The sequence below is a fragment of the Nocardioides acrostichi genome (genome assembly GCF_015319165.1).
Classification (GTDB): domain Bacteria; phylum Actinomycetota; class Actinomycetes; order Propionibacteriales; family Nocardioidaceae; genus Nocardioides; species Nocardioides acrostichi.
The window spans coordinates 1,022,753-1,041,779 of record NZ_JADIVZ010000001.1 but is presented as its reverse complement, the minus strand read 5'-3'; the positions used below and the strand labels follow the sequence as shown (position 1 = coordinate 1,041,779).

The following is a 19,027-nucleotide window of genomic DNA, read 5'->3' as shown; positions in this document are numbered from 1 at the left end:
GGCAGGCGCCCGTCGGCGGATTCTGCGACCCGGCCATCGACACAGATCGCCTCAGCGGGGGTGAGGTCGCGAGTCTTCGTTGCGACGTGGCGGGCGTAGGAGGCACGGACCTCACCGGCCTGCACCCGAGACCACAACAACGGCAGCCGGTGGTGCAGGTCGAGCGCGTCGGCCATCAACGCACGCGCGGCCCAGGTGGTGCGTCCGATCCGGGCACCCAGCGACGCGGCGGCGAACTCCGCGACCTCCGGACTACCCACACCGCCATAAGACGTCGCGCGTTCGGCGCCGGGGATCTGCTTCTCCCGCCGACGGTCCGGGTGGTTGACCACCGCCCACTGGTAGGCCAGATGCAGCAGATCGGTCTCGGCCCGACGCGCCTCCTCCGCACGCTCGCCGGCCAGGTCGAGGAGCTCATCCTCGCTCAGGTCGGCCAACGCGTCGGTGTCCATCGCCCAATTCTAATCGAACTGATGTTCGTACAGAAGAGGTCGTGACGACTTGTGGGTCTCTGTGGAGGAGATGTTGATGTGCAGCTTGCCGGGTCTCGACGACCTCGGTTTCGACCCGCTCGTCGCTGGCGCTCCTCCCGGCTCGACCGACCGGCTGGCGTTCGCCGCTCGACCACCGGTGCCGAACCCGTCACACTTGTGCAACTCGGAGTTGCACTCGCCGTACACTCAGCGCATGGTCCAGCGTGCCCCCGAGACCGATGGTCGTCGATCCGCCGCCGCGGCGCGTCGTCGTGCGCGCGAGGCGGAGATCCTGGCCGCCACCCGCGAGCTGTTCGACACCCGCGGCGTGCGGGATGCGCAGATCGAGGACATCGCCCGCGCCGTCGGCATCAACCGGGCCATCGTCTACCGGCACTTCACCGGCAAGGAGGAGCTGTTCGCGCTCACGCTCGAGGGCTACCTCGACGAGCTGCGCGGCGACCTCGAGCAGGCGTCCAGCGCCGCGGACTCCGCCGAGGGCCGGCTGGCCGGCGTCGTCGGCGCCTTCGTCGACTACGCGCTGGCTCACCCGGCGTTCGTCGACTGCGCGCAGTCGCTCATGCGCAACTCCGGGCCCGAGCTGCTCGACGAGATCTCCGAGAGCGCACTGTTCCGCCTGGGACGCGGCATCTCCGGTTGCCTGAAGATGCTCTCGGACGCACTCGACCATGGCGTGGAGTCCGGGGCGTTCGACGTTGCCGACACGAACCTACTGGCCAACACCCTCTATGCCAGCGGCCTGGGCGCTCTCCAGCTCGCCCGGGTCGGCATCCTGGTCAAGGAGGCCGCTCCTGGCGTCCCGACGGTCGGCACCATCTCGGCCGACCAGGTGCGCGAGTACCTCGTGGTCTCCGCGCTGGCGCTGGCCCGGGGAGCCCGGGCCAGCGCCTGACGTCACGGACGCTCGAGGATGGCGGTCACACCCTGGCCACCGGCGGCGCACACCGAGATGACGCCCTTGCCGGAGCCGTTCTCGGCCAGCAGCTTGGCCAGACCCGAGACGATCCGGCCACCGGTCGCAGCGAACGGGTGACCCGCAGCCAGCGAGGAGCCGTTCACGTTCAGCTTCGAGCGGTCGATCTCGCCCAGCGGGGCGTCGAGGCCGAGGCGCTCCTTGCAGAAGACCGGGTCGTTCCACGCCTTGAGGGTGGAGAGCACCTGCGAGGCGAAGGCCTCGTGGATCTCGTAGAAGTCGAAGTCCTGAAGGCTCATGCCGGCCCGGTCGAGCATGCGCGCCATCGCGTACGCCGGCGCCATGAGCAGACCCTCGCCGCCGTGGATGTAGTCGACCGCGGCGGTCTCGTACTCGGTCAGATAGGCGAGCACCGGCAGGTCGTGCGCCTTCGCCCACTCCTCCGACGCCAGCAGGACGGCGGACGCACCGTCGGTGAGCGGTGTCGAGTTGCCGGCCGTCATCGTCGCGGCCTCACCCTTGCCGAACACCGGCTTGAGCTTGCCGAGCTTCTCGACCGAGGAGTCGGGGCGCAGGTTGTTGTCCTTCTCCAGACCGCGGAACGGGGTGATCTGGTCGTCGAACCAGCCCCGGTCGTAGGCGGCGGCGAGGTGCTGGTGCGAGAGCGCGGCCAGCTCGTCTTGGGCCTCTCGGGTGATCTGCCACTCCAGCGCGGTGAGCGCTTGGTGGTCGCCCATCGACAGCCCGGTGCGGGGCTCGCCGTTCTGCGGGATCGCGAGGCTGACGTCGCCAGGGCGGATGTCGGCCAGCGCGGCGAGGCGGCCCTTGAGGTCGCGCTGCTGGTTGACCTTGATGAGCTTCTTGCGCAGCTTCTCGCCGATGGCGATCGGGGCGTCGGAGGTGGTGTCGGTGCCGCCGGCGATGCCGACCTCGATCTGACCCAGCGCGATCTTGTTCGCGACCTGGATGGCGGCCTGGAGGCCGGTGCCGCAGGCCTGCTGGATGTCGGTGGCCGGCGTCTCGGCCGACAGCTTCGAGCCGAGCACGGCCTCGCGGGTCAGGTTGAAGTCGCGGGAGTGCTTGAGCACCGCACCGGCGACGACCTCGCCCAGGCGCTCGCCCTGGAGACCGAACCGGTCGACGAGACCATCGATGGTGGCAGTCAGCATCTCCTGGTTGGACGCCGTGGCGTAAGCGGTGTTGGAGCGGGCGAACGGAATGCGGTTGCCACCGATGATGGCAACGCGGCGGGTCTGGGTCTGCATGGCGTCATCCTTGCGTCTCTCGCGTGCGCGGAGAAGGCTGTGAGGGGCATGTCACGAAATGTGGACACAGAGTTACACATCTAGTTACATGCTCGGTAACTTAGCCACTCGCAGCCTACGCGCCGCGGACGACCAGGAGGGCAGATCCCGACCATGAGTGACCGCTACCGGAGCTTCACCGCCAGCCCCATCGGCAAGATCCTCGTCAAGAACCTGGGCCTCCCCTCGCCGATGAAGCTGGAGCGGTACGAGGCCGGCGCTCCCCTGGTCGACGGCACCGTCGTCGTGGGCGGTACCGGGCGTCTCGCCGAGTCGCTGCCCGGCCTGCTCGACACCCTGGGCATCGCCTCGACGGAGGCGCCCGCCGAGGGCGAGAAGTACAAGGGTCTGGTCTTCGACGCCAGCGGCATCACCACGAGTGAGGAACTGCACGCCCTGCGCGACTTCTTCACCCCGCTGCTGCGCAGCCTCTCCACGTGCCCGCGCGTCGTGGTGCTCGGTACCCCGCCGGAGCTGGTCGAGGGTGGCGAGCGGGTCGCCCAGCGGGCCCTCGAGGGCTTCACCCGCAGCCTGGGCAAGGAGATCGGCCGCGGTGGCACCGTGCAGCTGGTCTACGTCGCCGAGGGCGCCGAGGCCGCCACCACCTCCACCCTCGCGTTCCTGCTCTCGCCCAAGTCGGCCTACGTCTCCGGCCAGGTCGTGCGCATCGGCGCCAGCGGCGCCACCACGAAGCCGAACCCGGTCGCCGACTGGAGCCGTCCGCTCGACGGCAAGGTGGCCCTGGTCACCGGCGCGAGCCGTGGCATCGGCGAGCAGATCGCCCGAGTGCTCCACCGCGACGGCGCGACCGTCGTCGGCCTCGACGTGCCGCAGGCCGCCAGCGACCTCCAGGCGCTCATGAAGGAGCTCGACGGCGACTGGCTCACCCTGGACATCTCCACCAAGGACGCCCCGCAGCGCATCGCGCAGCACCTGAAGGAGAAGCACGGGGGCGTCGACGTCGTCGTGCACAACGCGGGCATCACCCGCGACAAGAAGCTGGCGAACATGAAGGAGGACCGCTGGGCCTCCGTCATTGCGGTCAACCTCACCGCACCCGAGCGGATCACTCGCGAGCTGCTGGCCCAGAAGGTCGTCAACCGGGGCGGCTCGATCGTGGGCGTGGCGAGCATCGCGGGCATCGCCGGCAACGTGGGCCAGACCAACTACGCCGCGTCGAAGGCCGGCGTCATCGGTCTGGTCGACAGCCTCAAGGACGACATGTCGAACGGCATCACCATCAACGCCGTCGCGCCCGGCTTCATCATCACCGACATGACCGCGGCGGTGCCGCTGGCCACCCGTGAGGTCGGTCAACGCCTCAACGCGATGGCGCAGGGGGGTCTGCCCGTCGACGTCGCCGAGGCGATCGCCTGGTACGCCTCGCCGGGCTCCACGGCCGTCAACGGCAACGTGGTGCGGGTCTGCGGCCAGATGATGCTGGGTGCCTGACGTGGCACCCACGACCGAGAGCACACAGGTCGAGCCCGCGGGCGGACTCGGCACCCTGGTGAAGGCCGCACTGCCGAGCATCCCGGGCGTCAACGCGCTGCCCGGGGTCAAGAAGAGCCCGGTCGAGGGCTTCGGCGGCCTGGCCTTGCACCGACCACCGGTGCGGGTCGAGCGCGAGCACGTGGCGGCCTACGCGGCCGTGTGCGGGTTCCCGTCGAAGGACACCGTGCCGTTCACCTACCCGCACATGCTCGCCTTCGGCCTGCACATGGGCATCATGACCGACACCACGTTCCCGGCACCGGCCATCGGCACCGTGCACGTGGCGAACTCCATCACGGGCCACCGGCCGATCGGCGTCGGTGAGACCCTCTCGGTGAGCGCGTCGGTCGCGCCGCCCTCCGGTCATCCCAAGGGGCTGGTCTACGACTTCGCCACCCAGGTGCACGACGCCGACGACACCCTCGTGTGGGAGTCGACGTCGACCTACCTGCGCTTCGGCAAGGGCGACAAGAGCGCCTCCTCCGGCCCGGACCTCCCGACCGCCGACCCGACCGGTCAGCTCTGGTCGCTGCCCGGCGACCTCGGACGCCGGTACGCCGCCGTGTCGGGCGACCACAACCCGATTCACCTCTACCCGCTGACCGCGAAGGCGCTCGGGTTCCCGCGCCAGATCGCTCACGGCATGTGGAGCCTGGCTCGGTGCGTGGCCGCACTGGAGTCGTGGCTCCCCGACGCCGCCCGCGTCGACGTGGCCTTCAAGAAGCCGATCCTGTTGCCCGGCCGGGTGGCGTTCGGCTCGCGGCCGCTCGATGACGCTGCGGGCAGCTACGCGTTCTCGCTCACCCGCCCGAAGGACGGCGCACCACACCTCGTGGGTCGCACCACCGCCGTCTGAGGACGGCGTCCCCGCCGGGTCGCGGTGCCGCGCCGGGTGCTTCGCGTGACGGTCTCGGCCACCGCGCGCGCGGCATCCAGCGGCTCTGCGGCGAGCGCCGCGATCTGCCCACCGGCCATCGCGAGCGCTACCAGGGCCGGGCCCCGGGCTCGACGCTGTACACCGTGCCCAGGGCCGTCGACGCCGGCCGCTGAGCTGCGAGCGCGTCAGCCACGGGAGGGCCGGATGAGGCCCTCCTGCGCCACCGTCGCCACGAGGGTGCCGTCGGCGGTGAAGACCCGGCCCAGCGCGAGTCCGCGGGCACCCTGCGCGCTCGGTGACCATTGGTCGTAGAGCCACCACTCGTCGGCCCGGAACGGTCGATGGAACCAGATCGAGTGGTCGAGTGAGGCCATCTGCGTCTCGTGCGCCTTGACTCGATGCGCCGCGAGCGTGGCGCCGAGCAGTGACACATCACTGGCGAACGTGAACGCCGTGAGGTGCTGCATCGGGTCGTCGGCCAGCACTCCCGGCTTCACCCGCGCCCACATCTGGGCCCGCGAGGGCCGCTCGGCGTCCGGCTCGAGACCGTGGCGGGAGTTGCCGAGCCACCGGACGTCGAGGGCTGCCCACTCCCCGCCCAACGCGTCGGCGTCGGCGTTGCCGGCCCTCGTCATCACCTCGACGAGATCCAGGCCCTCCTCGGGCGGTTCGACCTCCGGCATCGCGTCCTGGTGTTCGTAGCCATCCTCGGACCGCTGGAAGTTGGCGGTGAGGAAGTAGATGGGCCGGCCGTGCTGACGCGCCGAGACCCGGCGGGTCTCGAAGGAACGACCGTCGCGGATGCGTTCCACGTCGTAGACGATCGGCGTCGTGGTGTCGCCGGGCTGGAGGAAGTAGGAGTGCATCGAGTGCACCGAGAACCCCTCGCTCGCCGCCCGGCACGCAGCGGCCAGCGCCTGCGCCGCCACCTGACCGCCGTAGACCCGAGACCGTGGCGTCTCGACCCGGCGCCCGCGGAAGAGGTCGGTGTCGAGCGTCTCGAGGTCGAGCAGGTCGAGCAGGTCGGTCACCGGGTCGGTGCCGGGAGCGGACTCAGGCATCGGGCCGCTCCCGGTGCTCGCGCATCATCATCTCCTGCGCCACCGACGCCACCAACCGGCCGTCCTGGGTGAACACCCGGGCGTTGACCAGACCGCGGCCACCCCCCGCGAACGGCGAGTGCTGGTCGTAGAGCCACCACTGGTCGGCCCGGAAGCCGTGGTGGAACCAGACCGCGTGGTCCAGGGAGGCGAGCATCGTCTCGGGACCGCCCATGCGGTAGCCGTGGGGCGCCAGCGCCGCCCCCGCGATCGACATGTCGGAGGCGTAGGTGAAGGCCACGGCGTGCACGAGCGGGTCGTCGGGCAGATCCTGGGCCACCTTGAGCCACATCCGCTGGCGACCGGGCCGCATCGGGTCGACCGGCAGCACGTCGAGTGAGGAGCCGACGTAGCGGAAGTCCATGACGTCCCACTCCTCGAGGTTGCGCCCACCCTCCTTGGGGTCCAGGCACTCCTCCGGCGGTGTGACGTCGTCGGGCATGACGTCTTGGTGTTCCAGACCCGGCTCGGGGTGCTGGAGGTCGATCGTCATGACGAAGATCGGTCGGCCGTGCTGACGTGCCAGCACCCGGCGGGTGCTGAAGGTGCGGCCGTCGCGGAGCTTCTCGACGTCGTAGATGATCGGCGTCGAGGTGTCGCCGCCCTGGAGGAAGTAGGCGTGCAGCGAGTGCGGCACGTAGCGCGGGTCGACCGTGCGGACCGCGGCCACGAGGCCCTGCGCGGCCACCTGGCCACCGAAGACGCGGGGCAGCACCGTGGGCAGCTGACCACCGCGGAAGAGATCGTCGTCGATCTTCTCGATGTCGAGCAACGTCTGGAGCTCGGCGATGTCACGGGGCATGTCAGCCACCCTCTCCACGGTGGGCGTCGCCCTCGTCGTCGCCGTCGTCACCGAGGCCTTGGAGGAACCTCTCGAACTCCTGCCCCAGCTCCTCGCCGGTGGGCAGCGGCTGATCGCGCGCCAGGAGACCGGCACCGGACTCCTCGGCACGCTCGAAGGCGTCGTACTGCCGCTCCAGGGCCGCCACGATGTCGGCGACCTCCTCGTGCTCGTCGAGGTACGCGGCGATCTCGCCCTGCCGAGTCTCGGCCTGCTCGCGCAGACTCGAGAGGTCGAGGGTGAGTCGGCCGGCCTTCTCCACGTGCTCGAGCAACACGGCCGAGGCCGCCGGGAAGTCCAGCTGCGCCAGGTAGTGCGGGATGTGCGCGACGAAGCCCTGCGCGGCGTGACCCCACTCCCCCAGGCGTAGCTCGAGCAGCGCCTGGGCGCTGCTCGGCACCCGCAGCTCGCCTCGCCAGGGGCTGGTGTCGAGGAGCAGCTCGGGGTCGTTCGCGTGCGGCGTGATCGCCAGCGGCCGGGTGTGCGGCACGGCCATCGGCACCGAGCCGATGCTGACCGTGCGGGTCACACCGAATCGCTCCACGACCTCGCGTACGGCGCGACAGAACGCCTCCCAGCGCACATCGGGTTCGGGGCCGTGCAGCAGGAGGTAGGGGGTGTCTCCGGCGTCTCGCAGCACCCGCACCACCAGTCGGGGCGGGTCGTAATCGGCATACCGGTCGACGACGAAGGAGATGCCCGGACGACGGGCCCGGTAGTCGTGCAGCTCGTCGACCTCGAACGTCGCCACCACACGTCCACCGCCGTCGCGCTCCATCAGGTGGCGGGCCGCGTGCGCGGCCGCCGTGCCGGCGTCCAGGAAGCCGTCGAGCACCACGACCATCGTCAGGTCGCGCGACGTGTGGTCCGGCTCGGGCTCGAGCTCCGGAATCTCGTCGACGATGTGGACCAGCCGGGGGTCGGGCACGCAGGGATCCTCTCTTGGTCGATCACGCTCGGGTCAGGGGGAACCCGGGCGCAGCGTCACCCTATTCCCTCGCGATCGCCTCTCGCCCGTAGGCCGTGACCAGGGCCACCGCTGCCCGACGCGCCAGCTGGCCCGGGCGCAGGCCGGTGACGGACCGCAGAGCGTCGGCGGTGCGGATGTCGGCGGCCTGCGATGGATCCCGGCCGGCGTCGCCGCGCTCGGCCTCGTAGGTGGCGTGCGCCTGGGCGAGCAGCTGCCAGGGGTCCACGCCGTCGGCTCGGAGCGCCTCGATCGCCCACCAGGCCAGGCCGTAGTGCGCGGCGGCTCGGGCGTCGTCGAACGCGGCGGTAGTGGGCAGCGTCGCCGCCCCGGAGCGCGCGACCTGGATCGCAGCGCTCGACACGGTGCGCTTCGCCGTCGGGAGCGGCTGCACCGACACCCATTCGGCCAGGCCTTCGCTCAACCAGGCGGCCACGCCCTCGGCGCGGCCGCCGAGAGCCACATGCGTCAGCTCGTGGCGCAGCAGCCGGTCGCGCGAGAGCGCGGTCGTGCCGCCCTCGATGAGTTCCGGTGAGAGGACGACGCGCGTGGCCGCCCGCGGCGAGTGCGCCGCAGTGTCGTCGGCCGGCACGGGGTAGGCCACGGCGTCGAGCCGGGCCGGGTCACCGGGCAGGTCGGGCAGGCTCTCCAGCAAGGTGGTGTCGCCTGGGGCGAAGACCAGCACCCTCCCGTCCCACACGGAGGGCAGCTGCACCGCCACGTCACTCACCGCGCCGGACAGCGCGTTCAGCAGCACGGGAGCCCGGCGGGCGTCCGCGGCGTCGGCCACGAGCACGACGCCGCCTCGACTCGCGACGACGATGGGGCCGGCGTCCCACGGCTGCTCGACCACGTGGTTGCGCTGCTCCCACGCCTGGTCGGTGACGGAGTCGAGCTTGAACCGCCCGGCGCCGCCGGGTGTGAAGCGATAGCGGTCGCGATAGACCACCGGCGCCTCGTCGACGCCCCCCAGTTGCATGCGCACCGCGACGACGACCCAGTACGAGCGCCCCACCCGCAGCACGTTGCGCGCGTTGAAGGTGAGGCCGTACCGCTGGACCGGCAACTGCTGGAGGTTGTCGAAGTACTCGCGCTGCTGGTCGGCGAAGGCACCATCGGCGTCGGCCAGACCCCGCTCGAACCGGGGGCCGCTGCCTCGTCGTATCGCGGCGGCCCGCTGTTTGAGGGCGGTCTTGATCTGTGTCTTGACGGGGGCGGGTGCGACTCCGCGCGAGGTGGGTGGCGACGGAGCCGGCCCGGAGCCGGGCTCCGGGGGGCGGTCACGCAGCGAGCAGCCGATGAGCGCCAGGGCGAGGCACGCGAGCGCGACGACCCACCGGCGCATGCCGGGCTAGCCCCGGTGGCCGGGGGCGGGCTCCTGGGCCGTCTCGGGCGACTCCGAGGCCATCGCCTCGACGATGCCGCGGGCGAGATCCTGGGCACCGAGCCCGACCCGGTCGAGGATCGCGGCCCGTTTGGCGTGGCCGAGGAACTCCTGCGGGATCCCGTGCAGACGCACCGGGGTGCGGATGTCGGCCGCGGCCATGGCCTGGAGCAGCGACGCGCCGCAACCGCCCTGCACGCCGTTGTCCTCGAGGCTGACGACGAGCCGGTGCTCGCGCGCGAGGTCGAGCAGGGCCGGGTCGACGGGCTTGACCCAACGGGGGTCGACGACGGTGACGCCGATGCCCTGGGCGCCGAGACGCTCGGCAACCTCGACACCGGTCGCGGCCATCGCGCCGACGGCGACGACCAACACGTCCTTGGCGCCGGAGCGCACCAGCACGTCGCACCGGCCCGCACGGTCGACGGCCGGGATGTCGGCGGGCGGCGGGCCCTTGGGGAACCGCACGACGGTGGGTGCGTCGTCGACCTCGACGGCCTCGTCGAGCAGTTCGCGCAGCCGGGCGGCGTCGCGTGGGGCGGCCAGGCGCAGGCCGGGCACGACCTGGAGCACGGACATGTCCCACATGCCGTTGTGGCTGGCGCCGTCGTCGCCGGTGACACCGGATCGATCGAGCACGAACGTGACACCGCACCGGTGGAGGGCGCAGTCCATGAGGATCTGGTCGAAGGCGCGGTTGAGGAACGTGGCGTAGACCGCCACGACCGGGTGCAGACCCCCCATGGCCAACCCTGCGGCCGAGGTGGCGGCGTGCTGCTCGGCGATGCCGACGTCGAAGGTGCGGTCGGGGAAGTGCGCCTGGAAGGAGTCGAGGCCGACGGGGTGCATCATCGCGGCGGTGATGGCGACGACGTCGGGGCGGCGGTGACCGATGGCGACGAGATCGTCGGAGAAGTGGTCGGTCCAGATGCGGCCGCGGGCACGCTCCTCGCCGGACTCGATGTCGAAGGGCTGCGGGCTGTGGAACTGGTCGGCCTCGTGGCGCTCCGCGGCGTCGTAGCCGAAGCCCTTGCGGGTGATGGCGTGCACGATGACCGGGCCGGCGAACTTCTTGGCCTGCGAGAGCGCCGTCTCCATCGCGGCCCGGTCGTGGCCGTCGACGGGGCCGACGTACTTCAGGCCCAGATCCTCGAAGAGACCCTGGGGCGCCAGTGCGTCCTTGAGGCCCTTCTTCATGGCGTGCAACGCGTCGTAGGCGGGGGCACCGACGCCCGGGACCGCGTGCAGGCGCTTCTTGACCAGGTCGAGCAGGCTCTCGTAGCGCGGGTCGGTGCGCAGGCTCGTGAGGGCCGTGGCGAGGCCGCCGACCGTGGGCGTGTAGGAACGGCCGTTGTCGTTGACGACGATCACCAGGCGGCTCTTCTGCGCCACGGCGATGTTGTTCAGCGCCTCCCAGGCCATTCCGCCGGTGAGGGCGCCGTCGCCGATGACGGCCACGACGTGCCGGTCCTCGCCGCGGATGGCGTAGGCCTTCGCCAGACCGTCGGCGTAGGAGAGCGCGGTGGAGGCGTGGGAGTTCTCGACGATGTCGTGCGGAGACTCGGACTGGCTCGGGTAGCCCGAGAGGCCGCCCTCCTGGCGCAGGCCGCCGAAGTCGCCGGCGCGGCCGGTGAGCATCTTGTGGACGTAGGCCTGGTGGCCGGTGTCGAAGACGATGCGGTCACGCGGGGAGTCGAAGACCCGGTGCACGGCGAGCGTGAGCTCGACGACGCCGAGGTTGGGCCCCAGGTGGCCGCCCACCTTGGAGGTCGAGGTGACCAGCAGGTCGCGGATCTCGGTGGCCAGCAGCTCGAGCTGGTCGGCGCTGAGGTCGCCGAGGTCGCGTGGCCCGGAGATGGTCTCCAGGACTCCCATCAGGTGCTCTCCCCTCGTGAGGTGGTCGAACGGCCGAGTCTAGACGCCTTCGCGGACGCTCACTGGTCGACGACGGCGACAGCCGGTTCCTCCAGGCTGCCAAGCCACACCCGGCCGTCGTGCTCCCGCACACCGGTGACCATGTGGTAGCCGGTCGGGTTCTGCGAGGCATCGAGGTCGAGGTCGTGCACGCAGGTGCCGGCATCGTCGAACGCCATCACCCGGCAGGTGCGCTTCGGCGCAGGCTGGAGGCGTTCGGGGATCTTGGTGACGGCGCGGCGCACGGCCAGGGGCGCTCGTCCGAGCAGCTCGACCACCGGGTCGACCGGGCTGGCGATGGTCACCCAGATGAGGCCGTCGCTGCCGCGCGCGATGTTGTCGGGGTAGCCGGGCAGCCCGCTGGTCAGCAGATCGCGCTCCCCCGCCCGGGTGCCCTTCAGCCAGTAGCGGACCACCGTGCAGGCCCGCGTCTCGGCCACCGCCACGTAGGACTCGTCGGCGGCGAGTGCCACGCCGTTGGCGAACGCGAGCCCGTCGAGGACCACCTCGACGACGCCGTCGGTGTCCAGCCGCAGCAGCCGGCCGGTGCGGGTGTCCTGCACGAAGTCGTCCTTCCAGCGCTCGATGCCGAAGTGCCGCGAGGAGTCGCTGAACCACACCGTGCCGTCCGTGGCGATGGCGGCGTTGTTGCAGAACACCATCGGCGCACCCTTCACGCTGTCGCAGACGGTCTCGATCGCCGTCTCGGGCGAGCCGTCGGGATCGATGCGCAGGAGGCCGCGCTTGGCGTCGGCGACGAGCAGCCGGCCCTCGTCGTCGAGCTCGATGCCGAGCGGACGCCCGCCCGTGCGCGCGACGGTCTCGAGGCGTCGTCCGTCGTGCGAGACGCGATGGATCGTGCCGTCGTCGGTGCCGGTGTACACGGCCCCCTCGTGCCGGCCCGACGGCGCCACGACGACGTCCTCGGCGCCGTGTCCGGGAACCTGGTGGACCGTGAGGGTGGGGCGGGTCATGAGCGCTCCTCGGTGTGCTGGAGTCGGTGGTAGAGGTCGCTGGCCAAGAAGTCGGGCAGGATCAGACCGGCCGACCCGGTGAGCGACAGGTCGAGCACCCGGTCGTGGGGCACGAACACGATCTGGCGACCCTCGCCGCACACGATGTCGGCGTCGGTGAGGTCGGTGGCGGCGGCGTAGAACCAGAGCCGGTCCCAGGAGTCGTAGGCCTCGTGGAACACGGGGCGCTCCTCGACCAGATGCAGGTGCTCGGGGGCGAGGTGCACGCCGGTCTCCTCGGCCAGCTCGCGCACGGTTCCGGCCAGCGGATCCTCGCCGGACTCGAGGTGACCGCCGCACAGACCCCACTTCTCGGGGTCGATGGCGGGGTGCTCGTCGCGCTCCTGGAGCAGCAGCCGGCCGCGTCGATCGACGAGGACGACGCATCCGAACCGGTGCATGAGCCCCACCGTAGGCGCACACTGTGCGCGTGGGTCGTCTCCTCGTGGTCGCCGTGTCGCTGCTGGTCTCCTCGTTCGCCGTGCCCGCGGCGACGGCCGAGGATCCGCCTCCGCCGGTCGTGACCGGCTACGCCCTGGGGTCGGCGTCCGACGCCCTGATCGAGGCCAACGCGCCCGGGCTCGACACGGTGACGGTCGCCGGGGTCGGGCTCGGCCGGGCCGGCGGGGCCGTCGCGGATCCGACCGACGACATGCTGCGCGTGCTGACCACCGCGCACGACCAGGGCCTGCGCGGCGAGCTGCTGCTCAGCAATTTCAGCGACGCACTCGGCGACTTCGACCCCCGGGCGGCGGAGCGGCTGCTCGGCTCGAACCGCAAGCAGCGGCGAGTCGCCAAGGCCGTCCGCGGGCTCGTGCGCGACGGCGGGTGGGACGGCGTGAACGTCGACCTCGAGCGTCTCGAGGGCATCCACCCCCACGACCTGGTCGGCTTCCTCGAGCGGCTGCGCAGCCTGCTGCCGACCCGGGTGTCGCTGTCGATCGACGTGCCGGCGCGCACCAGCGCGCGCGGCTACCGACGTGCGGGCTTCGACCTGGTGAACGTCGCCGCCACCGTCGACCTCGTGCAGCTCATGGCCTACGACCAGCACGGCCCCGCCTGGTCGGGCCCTGGTCCGGTGGGCGCGCTGGACTGGCAACGCGAGTGCCTCGACGCGGCTCTCGAGCAGGTACCGGCCGATCGACTCGACCTCGGCGTCGCCGGCTACGGCTACCTCTGGCACCGCGACGGCAGCGGCTTCACGGTCAGCGACAGCGGCGCCCGGCGTCGCGTCGACGAGTCCGGCACCGAGGCGCACTGGCGTCCGCACGTCGGAGAGTGGATGGCGCGGCTGGGCGACGGCGACCGCATGTGGTGGTCCGATGCCCGCTCCTACGCCGCCCGCGTCGACCTCGCCCAGGAGTACGGCCTGCACGGCCTCGCCGTCTGGCGGCTCGGTTCCGCCGACACCCTCCCCGCACCGTCGCTGGTCAGGTCAGATAGGCCGCCAGGTGCTGGCCGGTGAGCGTGGAGGCGTCGGCGACGAGGTCGGCGGGGGTGCCGGTGAAGACGACCTGGCCACCGTCGTGGCCGGCGCCGGGGCCGAGGTCGATGATCCAGTCGGCGTGCGCCATCACGGCCTGGTGGTGCTCGATCACGATGACGCTGGCGCCGGAGTCGACGAGCCGGTCGAGCAGGCCGAGCAGGCTTTCCACGTCGGCGAGGTGCAGGCCGGTGGTGGGCTCGTCGAGCACGTAGACCAGGCCCCTCTCCCCCAGGTGCGTGGCGAGCTTGAGCCGTTGCCGCTCCCCGCCCGAGAGTGTGGTGAGCGGTTGGCCGACGGTGAGGTAGCCCAGGCCGACGTCGACCAGGCGCGTGAGGATCTTGTGCGCAGCCGGCACCTTCGCGCCCTCGATCTCGCCACCGAAGAACCGCTCCGCCTGGGTCACCGACATCTCGAGCACGTCGGCGATGCTGCGCGCCTGCGCACCCTCGCCGAGGGTGTAGGCGAGCACGTCATCGGAGAAGCGACGTCCGGCGCACTGCTCGCAGACGCTCTCGACGCCCGCCATCATCGCCAAATCGGTGTACACGACTCCCGCGCCGTTGCACGTCGGGCACGCGCCCTCGCTGTTCGCGCTGAACAGCGCGGGTCTCACCCCGCCCGCCCTGGCGAAGGCCTTGCGGATCGGGTCGAGCAACCCGGTGTAGGTCGCCGGATTGGAGCGGCGGCTGCCCTTGATCGGCGTCTGGTCGATCGCGACCACGCCCTCACGCCCGGAGATCTCGCCGTGGATCAGTGAGCTCTTGCCCGACCCGGCCACGCCCGTGACGACGCACAGCACGCCGGTCGGGACGTCGACGTCGACACCGCGCAGGTTGTGCGCCGACGCACCGCGCACCGCGAGCTGCCCGGTGGCCCTCCGGACGTCGTCCTTGAGCCGGGCGCGGTAGCCCAGGTGGCGCCCGGCCATCGTGTCGGCCGAGGTCAGCTCGGCGAAGGTGCCCTCGAAGCAGATCGTGCCGCCGTCGTTGCCGGCGCCCGGGCCGAGGTCGACCACGTGGTCGGCGATCGCGATCGTCTCGGGCTTGTGCTCGACGACGAGCACGGTGTTGCCCTTGTCGCGCAGCCGCAGCAGCAGGTCGTTCATCCGGGCGATGTCGTGCGGGTGCAGACCGATCGTGGGCTCGTCGAAGACGTAGGTGACGTCGGTGAGCGAGGAGCCGAGGTGCCGGATCATCTTGGTCCGCTGGGACTCACCGCCCGACAGCGTGCCGGTGGGCCGGTCCAGGGAGAGGTAGCCCAGGCCGATCTCGGTGAAGGAGTCGAGGGTGTCGCCGAGCGCCTCCAGCAGCGGGGCCACCGACGGCTCGTCCAGCCCACGCACCCACTGCGCGAGGTCGTTGATCTGCAGGGCGCAGGCGTCGGCGATGCTCAGCTCGCCGATGCGCGAAGCCCGGGCGTGCTCGGCCAACCGGGTGCCGTCGCACTCCGGGCAGGTCGCGAAGGTGACGGCGCGCTCGACGAAGCGCCGCACGTGCGGCTGCAGCGACTCGACGTCCTTGCTCAGCATCGAGCGACGCAGCCGCACGATCAGGCCCTCGTAGGTGAGGTTGATGCCGTCCACCTTGATCTTGGTCGGCTCCTTATAGAGCAGGTCGTGCAGCTGCCGCTTGGTGTAGCTGCCGATCGGCCTGGCGTTGTCGAAGTAGCCCGAGCCCTTGTAGATGCGGCCGTACCAGCCGTCCATCGTGTAGCCCGGGATGAGGATCGCGCCGTCTTCGAGCGACTTGGTCTCGTCGTAGATCGCGGTGAGGTCGATGTCGCTGACCGCTCCTCGGCCCTCGCAGCGCGGACACATGCCTCCGGTGCGCCGGAACGTCGCCTTCTGCGCCAGCTGGGAGTCCGGTGCGCCCTTCTTCACCGTGAAGGTGCCGCCGCCCTGCACCGAGGGCACGTTGAACGCGTATGCCGGGGGCGGGCCGGCGCTGGGCTCTCCGAGCCGGCTGAAGAGGATGCGCAGCAGGGCGTTCGCGTCGGTCGCGGTGCCGACCGTGGAGCGTGGGTCGGCGCCCATCCGCTGCTGATCGACGATGATGGCGGTCGTCAGGCCCTCGAGCAGGTCGACGTCGGGGCGGCTCAGCGACGGCATGAACCCCTGGAGGAACGCGCTGTAGGTCTCGTTGATCAACCGCTGGCTCTCGGCCGCGACGGTGCCGAACACCAGGGAGCTCTTGCCCGAGCCGGAGACCCCGGTGAACACGGTGAGCCGTCGCTTGGGCAGGTCGACGCTCACGTCGCGCAGGTTGTTCTGTCGGGCACCGACGACCCGGATCACGTCATGGGAGTCCGCCTGCGCCACAGCGTGACCCTAGCCGCAGCGAGTCACAGCCGGGCCACGTAGCGGCGCCCGCGGATCGCCTCCTCGACCAGCCGGACGGCGCGCAGCGTGCCGATCAGCCGCGCCTCCTCGAGCAGCAGGGTCTGCACGGCCGCCTCGACGACGTCGGACGTCGCGACGTCGCGCAGGTCGGCCCGCGCCTCGCTCAGCCCGCGACGCACCGCCGCGTGGTTGGCCTCGACGTGCAGCACCGCGAAGCGTGCGAGCACCACGAGGTGGCGGCGCAGTCCGGCGTAGCCGCGGTAGTCGGGAGGACAGAGGTCGAGCAGCCAGTTGCCGGCCGTGGCCTCCCAGTCGGGCGTATCGGGCGGGCGCACCTCGCGGGGCCAGCCGGGCGGGGCGATGGGTCGGACCATGCATCTATCATCGAACATATGTTCTATTCCCACAAGATCCGGCTTCGCGCCCAGCCGTGGGCAGCGTGATCCGCGCCGACCTCGACGCTCACCCCGACTCCAGCAGGCTGAACCGCACCTCGCGCTCGTGGTTGTCGACGTTGAGATCGACCAGACAGATGCTCTGCCAGGTGCCGAGCATCAGCCGCCCGTCGATCACCGGCACGGTGGCGTACGGCGGGATCAGTGCCGGCATCACGTGCGAGCGGCCATGGCCGGGCGACCCGTGGCGGTGCCGCCAGCGGTCGTCGGCAGGCAGCAGGTCGGCCAGCGCCGCGAGCAGGTCGTCGTCGCTGCCCGCACCGGTCTCGAGGATCGCGATGCCCGCGGTGGCGTGCGGCACGAAGACATGCAAGAGGCCGTCGCCCCGGTCGCGGACGGCGTCCGCCGCCTCGCGGGTGAGGTCGAGCACGACCTCGTGCCCTCCGGTGTGCACGGTGATGGTCTCGCTGCGCATCAGCTCTCCAGCCAGGCCGTGAAGGCGCGGTTGTCGTAGGGCCGGCCGAGGAAGGCCTCGACCAGGTCGGCGGCGTCGGCGCTGCCGCCCGCGGCCAGCACGGTGTCGCGGTAGCGCCGCGCCACCTCCGGCGCGAAGAGATCGTCGGCGTCGAAGGCCGAGAACAGATCCTTCGCGATGACCAGGCTCCACATGTAGGTGTAGTAGCCCGAGGTGTAGCCCGAGAGGTGCCCGAACCCGCAGTGGAAGTGGGTGTCGGGCAGTCGCTCCCACACGGCGTACTGCTGCGAGAGCGCCGCCGAGCGAGCGGTGAGGTCGTCGGGCAGCTCGGCGTGGAAGCGGTAGGAGATCGCCGCGTAGTACATCTGGGTGGCCGCGTAGATGCCCTGGCCGAACTCCTCGGCCGCGCGCATCCTCTCGACCAGGGCGGCCGGTATCGGCTCGCCGTCGGCGTTGGTGGCGAAGGTGGCGAGCACGGAGTGGTCCCAGGCCCACTCCTCGAGCATCTGGCTCGGCGCCTCGACGAAGTCCCACTCCGTGGCGACGCCGGAGAATCGCGCCCACGGGTGCCGCCCGGCGAGCACGTGGTGCAGCAGGTGGCCGAACTCGTGGAAGAGGGTGACGACCTCCGAGTGCTCCATGCGGCCGCGACCGAAGTTGCACACGAGCACGCCCTCGGGCAGCTGCCGCTGCCCCACCCCGCTGACGAGGTCGAACTGGGCGGCGTGGTTGTACTTGCCCTCGCGCGGGTGCAGGTCGAGGTAGATGCGGCCCAGCCGCTCGCCGGTGTCGTCGAGCGTCACGTCGTACGCCGCGACCTCGTCGTGCCAGGTGGGTGCCTCGGCGACATCGGTGTAGGTGAGACCGAACAGCCGAGCGGTCACGTCGAGCAGTCCGCGCCGGACCTTGGCGAAGTCGAAGTAGCCGCGCACGGCCTGTCCGTCGACCTCGAACTGCTCGCGCCGCACCACCTCGCCGAGGTAGCGGCTGTCGGCGACCGTGAGTCGCTCCACGCCCGGGTCGTCGTGGCGCGCGCGCTCGAGCATGACCGCCAGGTCGCGCTGCGCGGAGTCGGCGGCGTCGGCGGCGACCCGGTCGACGAACTCGGCGATGGCCGAGCCCGACCCGATCATCTTGAGCTCGGCGTCGTAGTCGGGCCAGCCGTCGTAGCCGAGCGTGCGGGCGGTCTCGTCGCGGACGGCGAGCAGCTCGCCGAGCACCTCGTCGTTCGCCGGCCACCCGAGGTTGAGGTAGGTGGTCATCACCTCGCGACGGGCGGCGGCGTCGGCGGAGAACATCAGGAACGGGCCCATGTCGGGGTAGGCGGTCGAGATGGCCACGGTGCCGTCGTCGGCGGCCGGGTGCTCGGCGACGTAGTCCTCCGGCAGCCCTGCGAGCGCGGAGGCGGGCACCCTGGTGCTCGTGGCGCCGTCGCGGATGTTGCGACCGAAGGCCTGGGAGAGGTCGCTGTCGCGGGCCGAGAGCGTGGCGAGCCGCTCGCGGGTGGCGTCGTCGCGGTCGACGCCGGAGCGGCGGAAGGCGCGCAGCGCGTCGTCGAGCACCCGGGTCGCGCCGGGAGCGAGGGCCTCGTCGAGCCCTTCGCGCGGCACGGACTCGAGTCGGCCGAAGACCTCGACGTCGAGCATCAGGCCGGTCTGGAAGGCGTGCAACTCCTGCTCGAACCGCTCCGCGCTCTCACGCAGCTGCTGGTCGGGGTGCACTTGGGCGAGCAGGCTGGAGACCGCGAAGGCGTTGCCGAGCGCGACGTGCAGGTCGTTCCAGCGCTCCAACGCGGCGGCGTCACCCGCGGCCAGGACACGCAGCGCATCGGCCTGGGCGCGGGCGGTGGCCAGCTCACCCTCGACTCGTCGGGAGAGGAACGAGCGCCACGCCTCGGCCTCGCCGGCCTCAGGCAGGTCGAGCGGGGCGAGGTCGGCGAGGTCGGCGAGGTGCTGGTCGGTCACACCGGCGAGGTTAGAGGTTGGCGGCGACGACGCCATCGCCTGGTCGGGCCATCCACGTCGGATCGGCC

At 71.4% G+C, this 19,027-nt stretch carries 16 protein-coding genes and 1 pseudogene; 4 read left to right on the top strand and 13 right to left on the bottom strand.

What is annotated here, in order from left to right:
* A pseudogene (locus ISG29_RS04910) lies at nucleotides 1-452 on the bottom strand (DUF222 domain-containing protein); the annotation flags it as partial.
* A gap of 235 nt (nucleotides 453-687) precedes the next feature.
* On the opposite strand from ISG29_RS04910, the gene ISG29_RS04905 reads away from it, so the two are divergent.
* Nucleotides 688-1,386 (top strand): TetR/AcrR family transcriptional regulator, encoded by a 699-nt coding sequence (locus ISG29_RS04905; RefSeq protein WP_194502176.1) that lies wholly within the window; start codon nucleotides 688-690, stop codon nucleotides 1,384-1,386.
* A gap of 2 nt (nucleotides 1,387-1,388) precedes the next feature.
* Here ISG29_RS04905 and ISG29_RS04900 read toward each other — a convergent pair whose 3' ends face one another.
* On the bottom strand, nucleotides 1,389-2,672 hold the full coding sequence (locus ISG29_RS04900; protein WP_194502175.1) for an acetyl-CoA C-acetyltransferase: 1,284 nt from the start codon (nucleotides 2,670-2,672) through the stop codon (nucleotides 1,389-1,391).
* A 153-nt stretch (nucleotides 2,673-2,825) separates the two neighbouring features.
* Here ISG29_RS04900 and ISG29_RS04895 point away from each other — a divergent pair, with 153 nt between their 5' ends.
* Both ISG29_RS04895 and ISG29_RS04890 read left to right on the top strand, forming a co-directional pair.
* On the top strand, nucleotides 2,826-4,163 hold the full coding sequence (locus ISG29_RS04895) for a 3-oxoacyl-ACP reductase (RefSeq protein WP_194502174.1): 1,338 nt from the start codon (nucleotides 2,826-2,828) through the stop codon (nucleotides 4,161-4,163).
* 1 nt (nucleotide 4,164) lies between these two features.
* On the top strand, nucleotides 4,165-5,061 hold the full coding sequence (locus tag ISG29_RS04890; protein WP_328827995.1) for a MaoC family dehydratase: 897 nt from the start codon (nucleotides 4,165-4,167) through the stop codon (nucleotides 5,059-5,061).
* Nucleotides 5,062-5,267: 206 nt separating this feature from the next.
* Here the strand turns inward: ISG29_RS04890 and ISG29_RS04885 are convergent, their stop codons facing one another.
* The 7 genes from ISG29_RS04885 to ISG29_RS04855 all read right to left on the bottom strand — a co-directional run bounded on the left by ISG29_RS04885 (nucleotide 5,268) and on the right by ISG29_RS04855 (nucleotide 12,702).
* Nucleotides 5,268-6,143 carry an acyl-CoA thioesterase gene (locus tag ISG29_RS04885; RefSeq protein ID WP_194502172.1) on the bottom strand — a complete coding sequence of 292 codons (876 nt, stop codon included), beginning with the start codon at nucleotides 6,141-6,143 and terminating at the stop codon, nucleotides 5,268-5,270.
* Nucleotides 6,136-6,984: an acyl-CoA thioesterase gene (locus ISG29_RS04880; protein ID WP_194502171.1), complete on the bottom strand. Its 849-nt coding sequence runs from the start codon at nucleotides 6,982-6,984 to the stop codon at nucleotides 6,136-6,138. Before ISG29_RS04880 ends, ISG29_RS04885 begins: the two co-directional genes overlap by 8 nt.
* A gap of 1 nt (nucleotide 6,985) precedes the next feature.
* Nucleotides 6,986-7,951, bottom strand: coding sequence for a PAC2 family protein (locus tag ISG29_RS04875; RefSeq protein ID WP_328827990.1), 966 nt, complete (start codon nucleotides 7,949-7,951; stop codon nucleotides 6,986-6,988).
* A 61-nt stretch (nucleotides 7,952-8,012) separates the two neighbouring features.
* A complete protein-coding gene (locus ISG29_RS04870) occupies nucleotides 8,013-9,335 on the bottom strand; it encodes a hypothetical protein (protein ID WP_194502170.1) in 1,323 nt (440 codons plus the stop codon).
* Between the two features lie 6 nt (nucleotides 9,336-9,341).
* Nucleotides 9,342-11,249: a 1-deoxy-D-xylulose-5-phosphate synthase gene (gene dxs / locus ISG29_RS04865; protein WP_194502169.1), complete on the bottom strand. Its 1,908-nt coding sequence runs from the start codon at nucleotides 11,247-11,249 to the stop codon at nucleotides 9,342-9,344.
* A 59-nt stretch (nucleotides 11,250-11,308) separates the two neighbouring features.
* The gene (locus ISG29_RS04860; RefSeq protein ID WP_194502168.1) at nucleotides 11,309-12,262 is read right to left on the bottom strand and encodes an SMP-30/gluconolactonase/LRE family protein; all 954 of its coding nucleotides are present in this window, start codon (nucleotides 12,260-12,262) and stop codon (nucleotides 11,309-11,311) included.
* Nucleotides 12,259-12,702, bottom strand: coding sequence for an NUDIX domain-containing protein (locus tag ISG29_RS04855; protein ID WP_194502167.1), 444 nt, complete (start codon nucleotides 12,700-12,702; stop codon nucleotides 12,259-12,261). Before ISG29_RS04855 ends, ISG29_RS04860 begins: the two co-directional genes overlap by 4 nt.
* Before the next feature lie 29 nt (nucleotides 12,703-12,731).
* Here ISG29_RS04855 and ISG29_RS04850 point away from each other — a divergent pair, with 29 nt between their 5' ends.
* On the top strand, nucleotides 12,732-13,766 hold the full coding sequence (locus ISG29_RS04850) for a glycosyl hydrolase family 18 protein (protein ID WP_194502166.1): 1,035 nt from the start codon (nucleotides 12,732-12,734) through the stop codon (nucleotides 13,764-13,766).
* On the opposite strand, the gene ISG29_RS04845 is transcribed toward ISG29_RS04850, so the two are convergent.
* The 4 genes from ISG29_RS04845 to ISG29_RS04830 form a co-directional block, all read right to left on the bottom strand.
* Nucleotides 13,732-16,104 carry an ATP-binding cassette domain-containing protein gene (locus tag ISG29_RS04845; RefSeq protein WP_194502165.1) on the bottom strand — a complete coding sequence of 791 codons (2,373 nt, stop codon included), beginning with the start codon at nucleotides 16,102-16,104 and terminating at the stop codon, nucleotides 13,732-13,734. The two genes, ISG29_RS04850 and ISG29_RS04845, sit on opposite strands and share 35 nt — an antisense overlap.
* A gap of 23 nt (nucleotides 16,105-16,127) precedes the next feature.
* Nucleotides 16,128-16,499 carry a hypothetical protein gene (locus ISG29_RS04840; protein ID WP_194502164.1) on the bottom strand — a complete coding sequence of 124 codons (372 nt, stop codon included), beginning with the start codon at nucleotides 16,497-16,499 and terminating at the stop codon, nucleotides 16,128-16,130.
* An 88-nt stretch (nucleotides 16,500-16,587) separates the two neighbouring features.
* Nucleotides 16,588-16,995, bottom strand: coding sequence for a secondary thiamine-phosphate synthase enzyme YjbQ (locus ISG29_RS04835; RefSeq protein WP_194502163.1), 408 nt, complete (start codon nucleotides 16,993-16,995; stop codon nucleotides 16,588-16,590).
* Complete coding sequence (locus tag ISG29_RS04830; RefSeq protein ID WP_328827983.1) at nucleotides 16,995-18,959, bottom strand: M3 family metallopeptidase; 1,965 nt, start codon at nucleotides 18,957-18,959, stop codon at nucleotides 16,995-16,997. Before ISG29_RS04830 ends, ISG29_RS04835 begins: the two co-directional genes overlap by 1 nt.
* Nucleotides 18,960-19,027 lie beyond the last annotated feature (68 nt).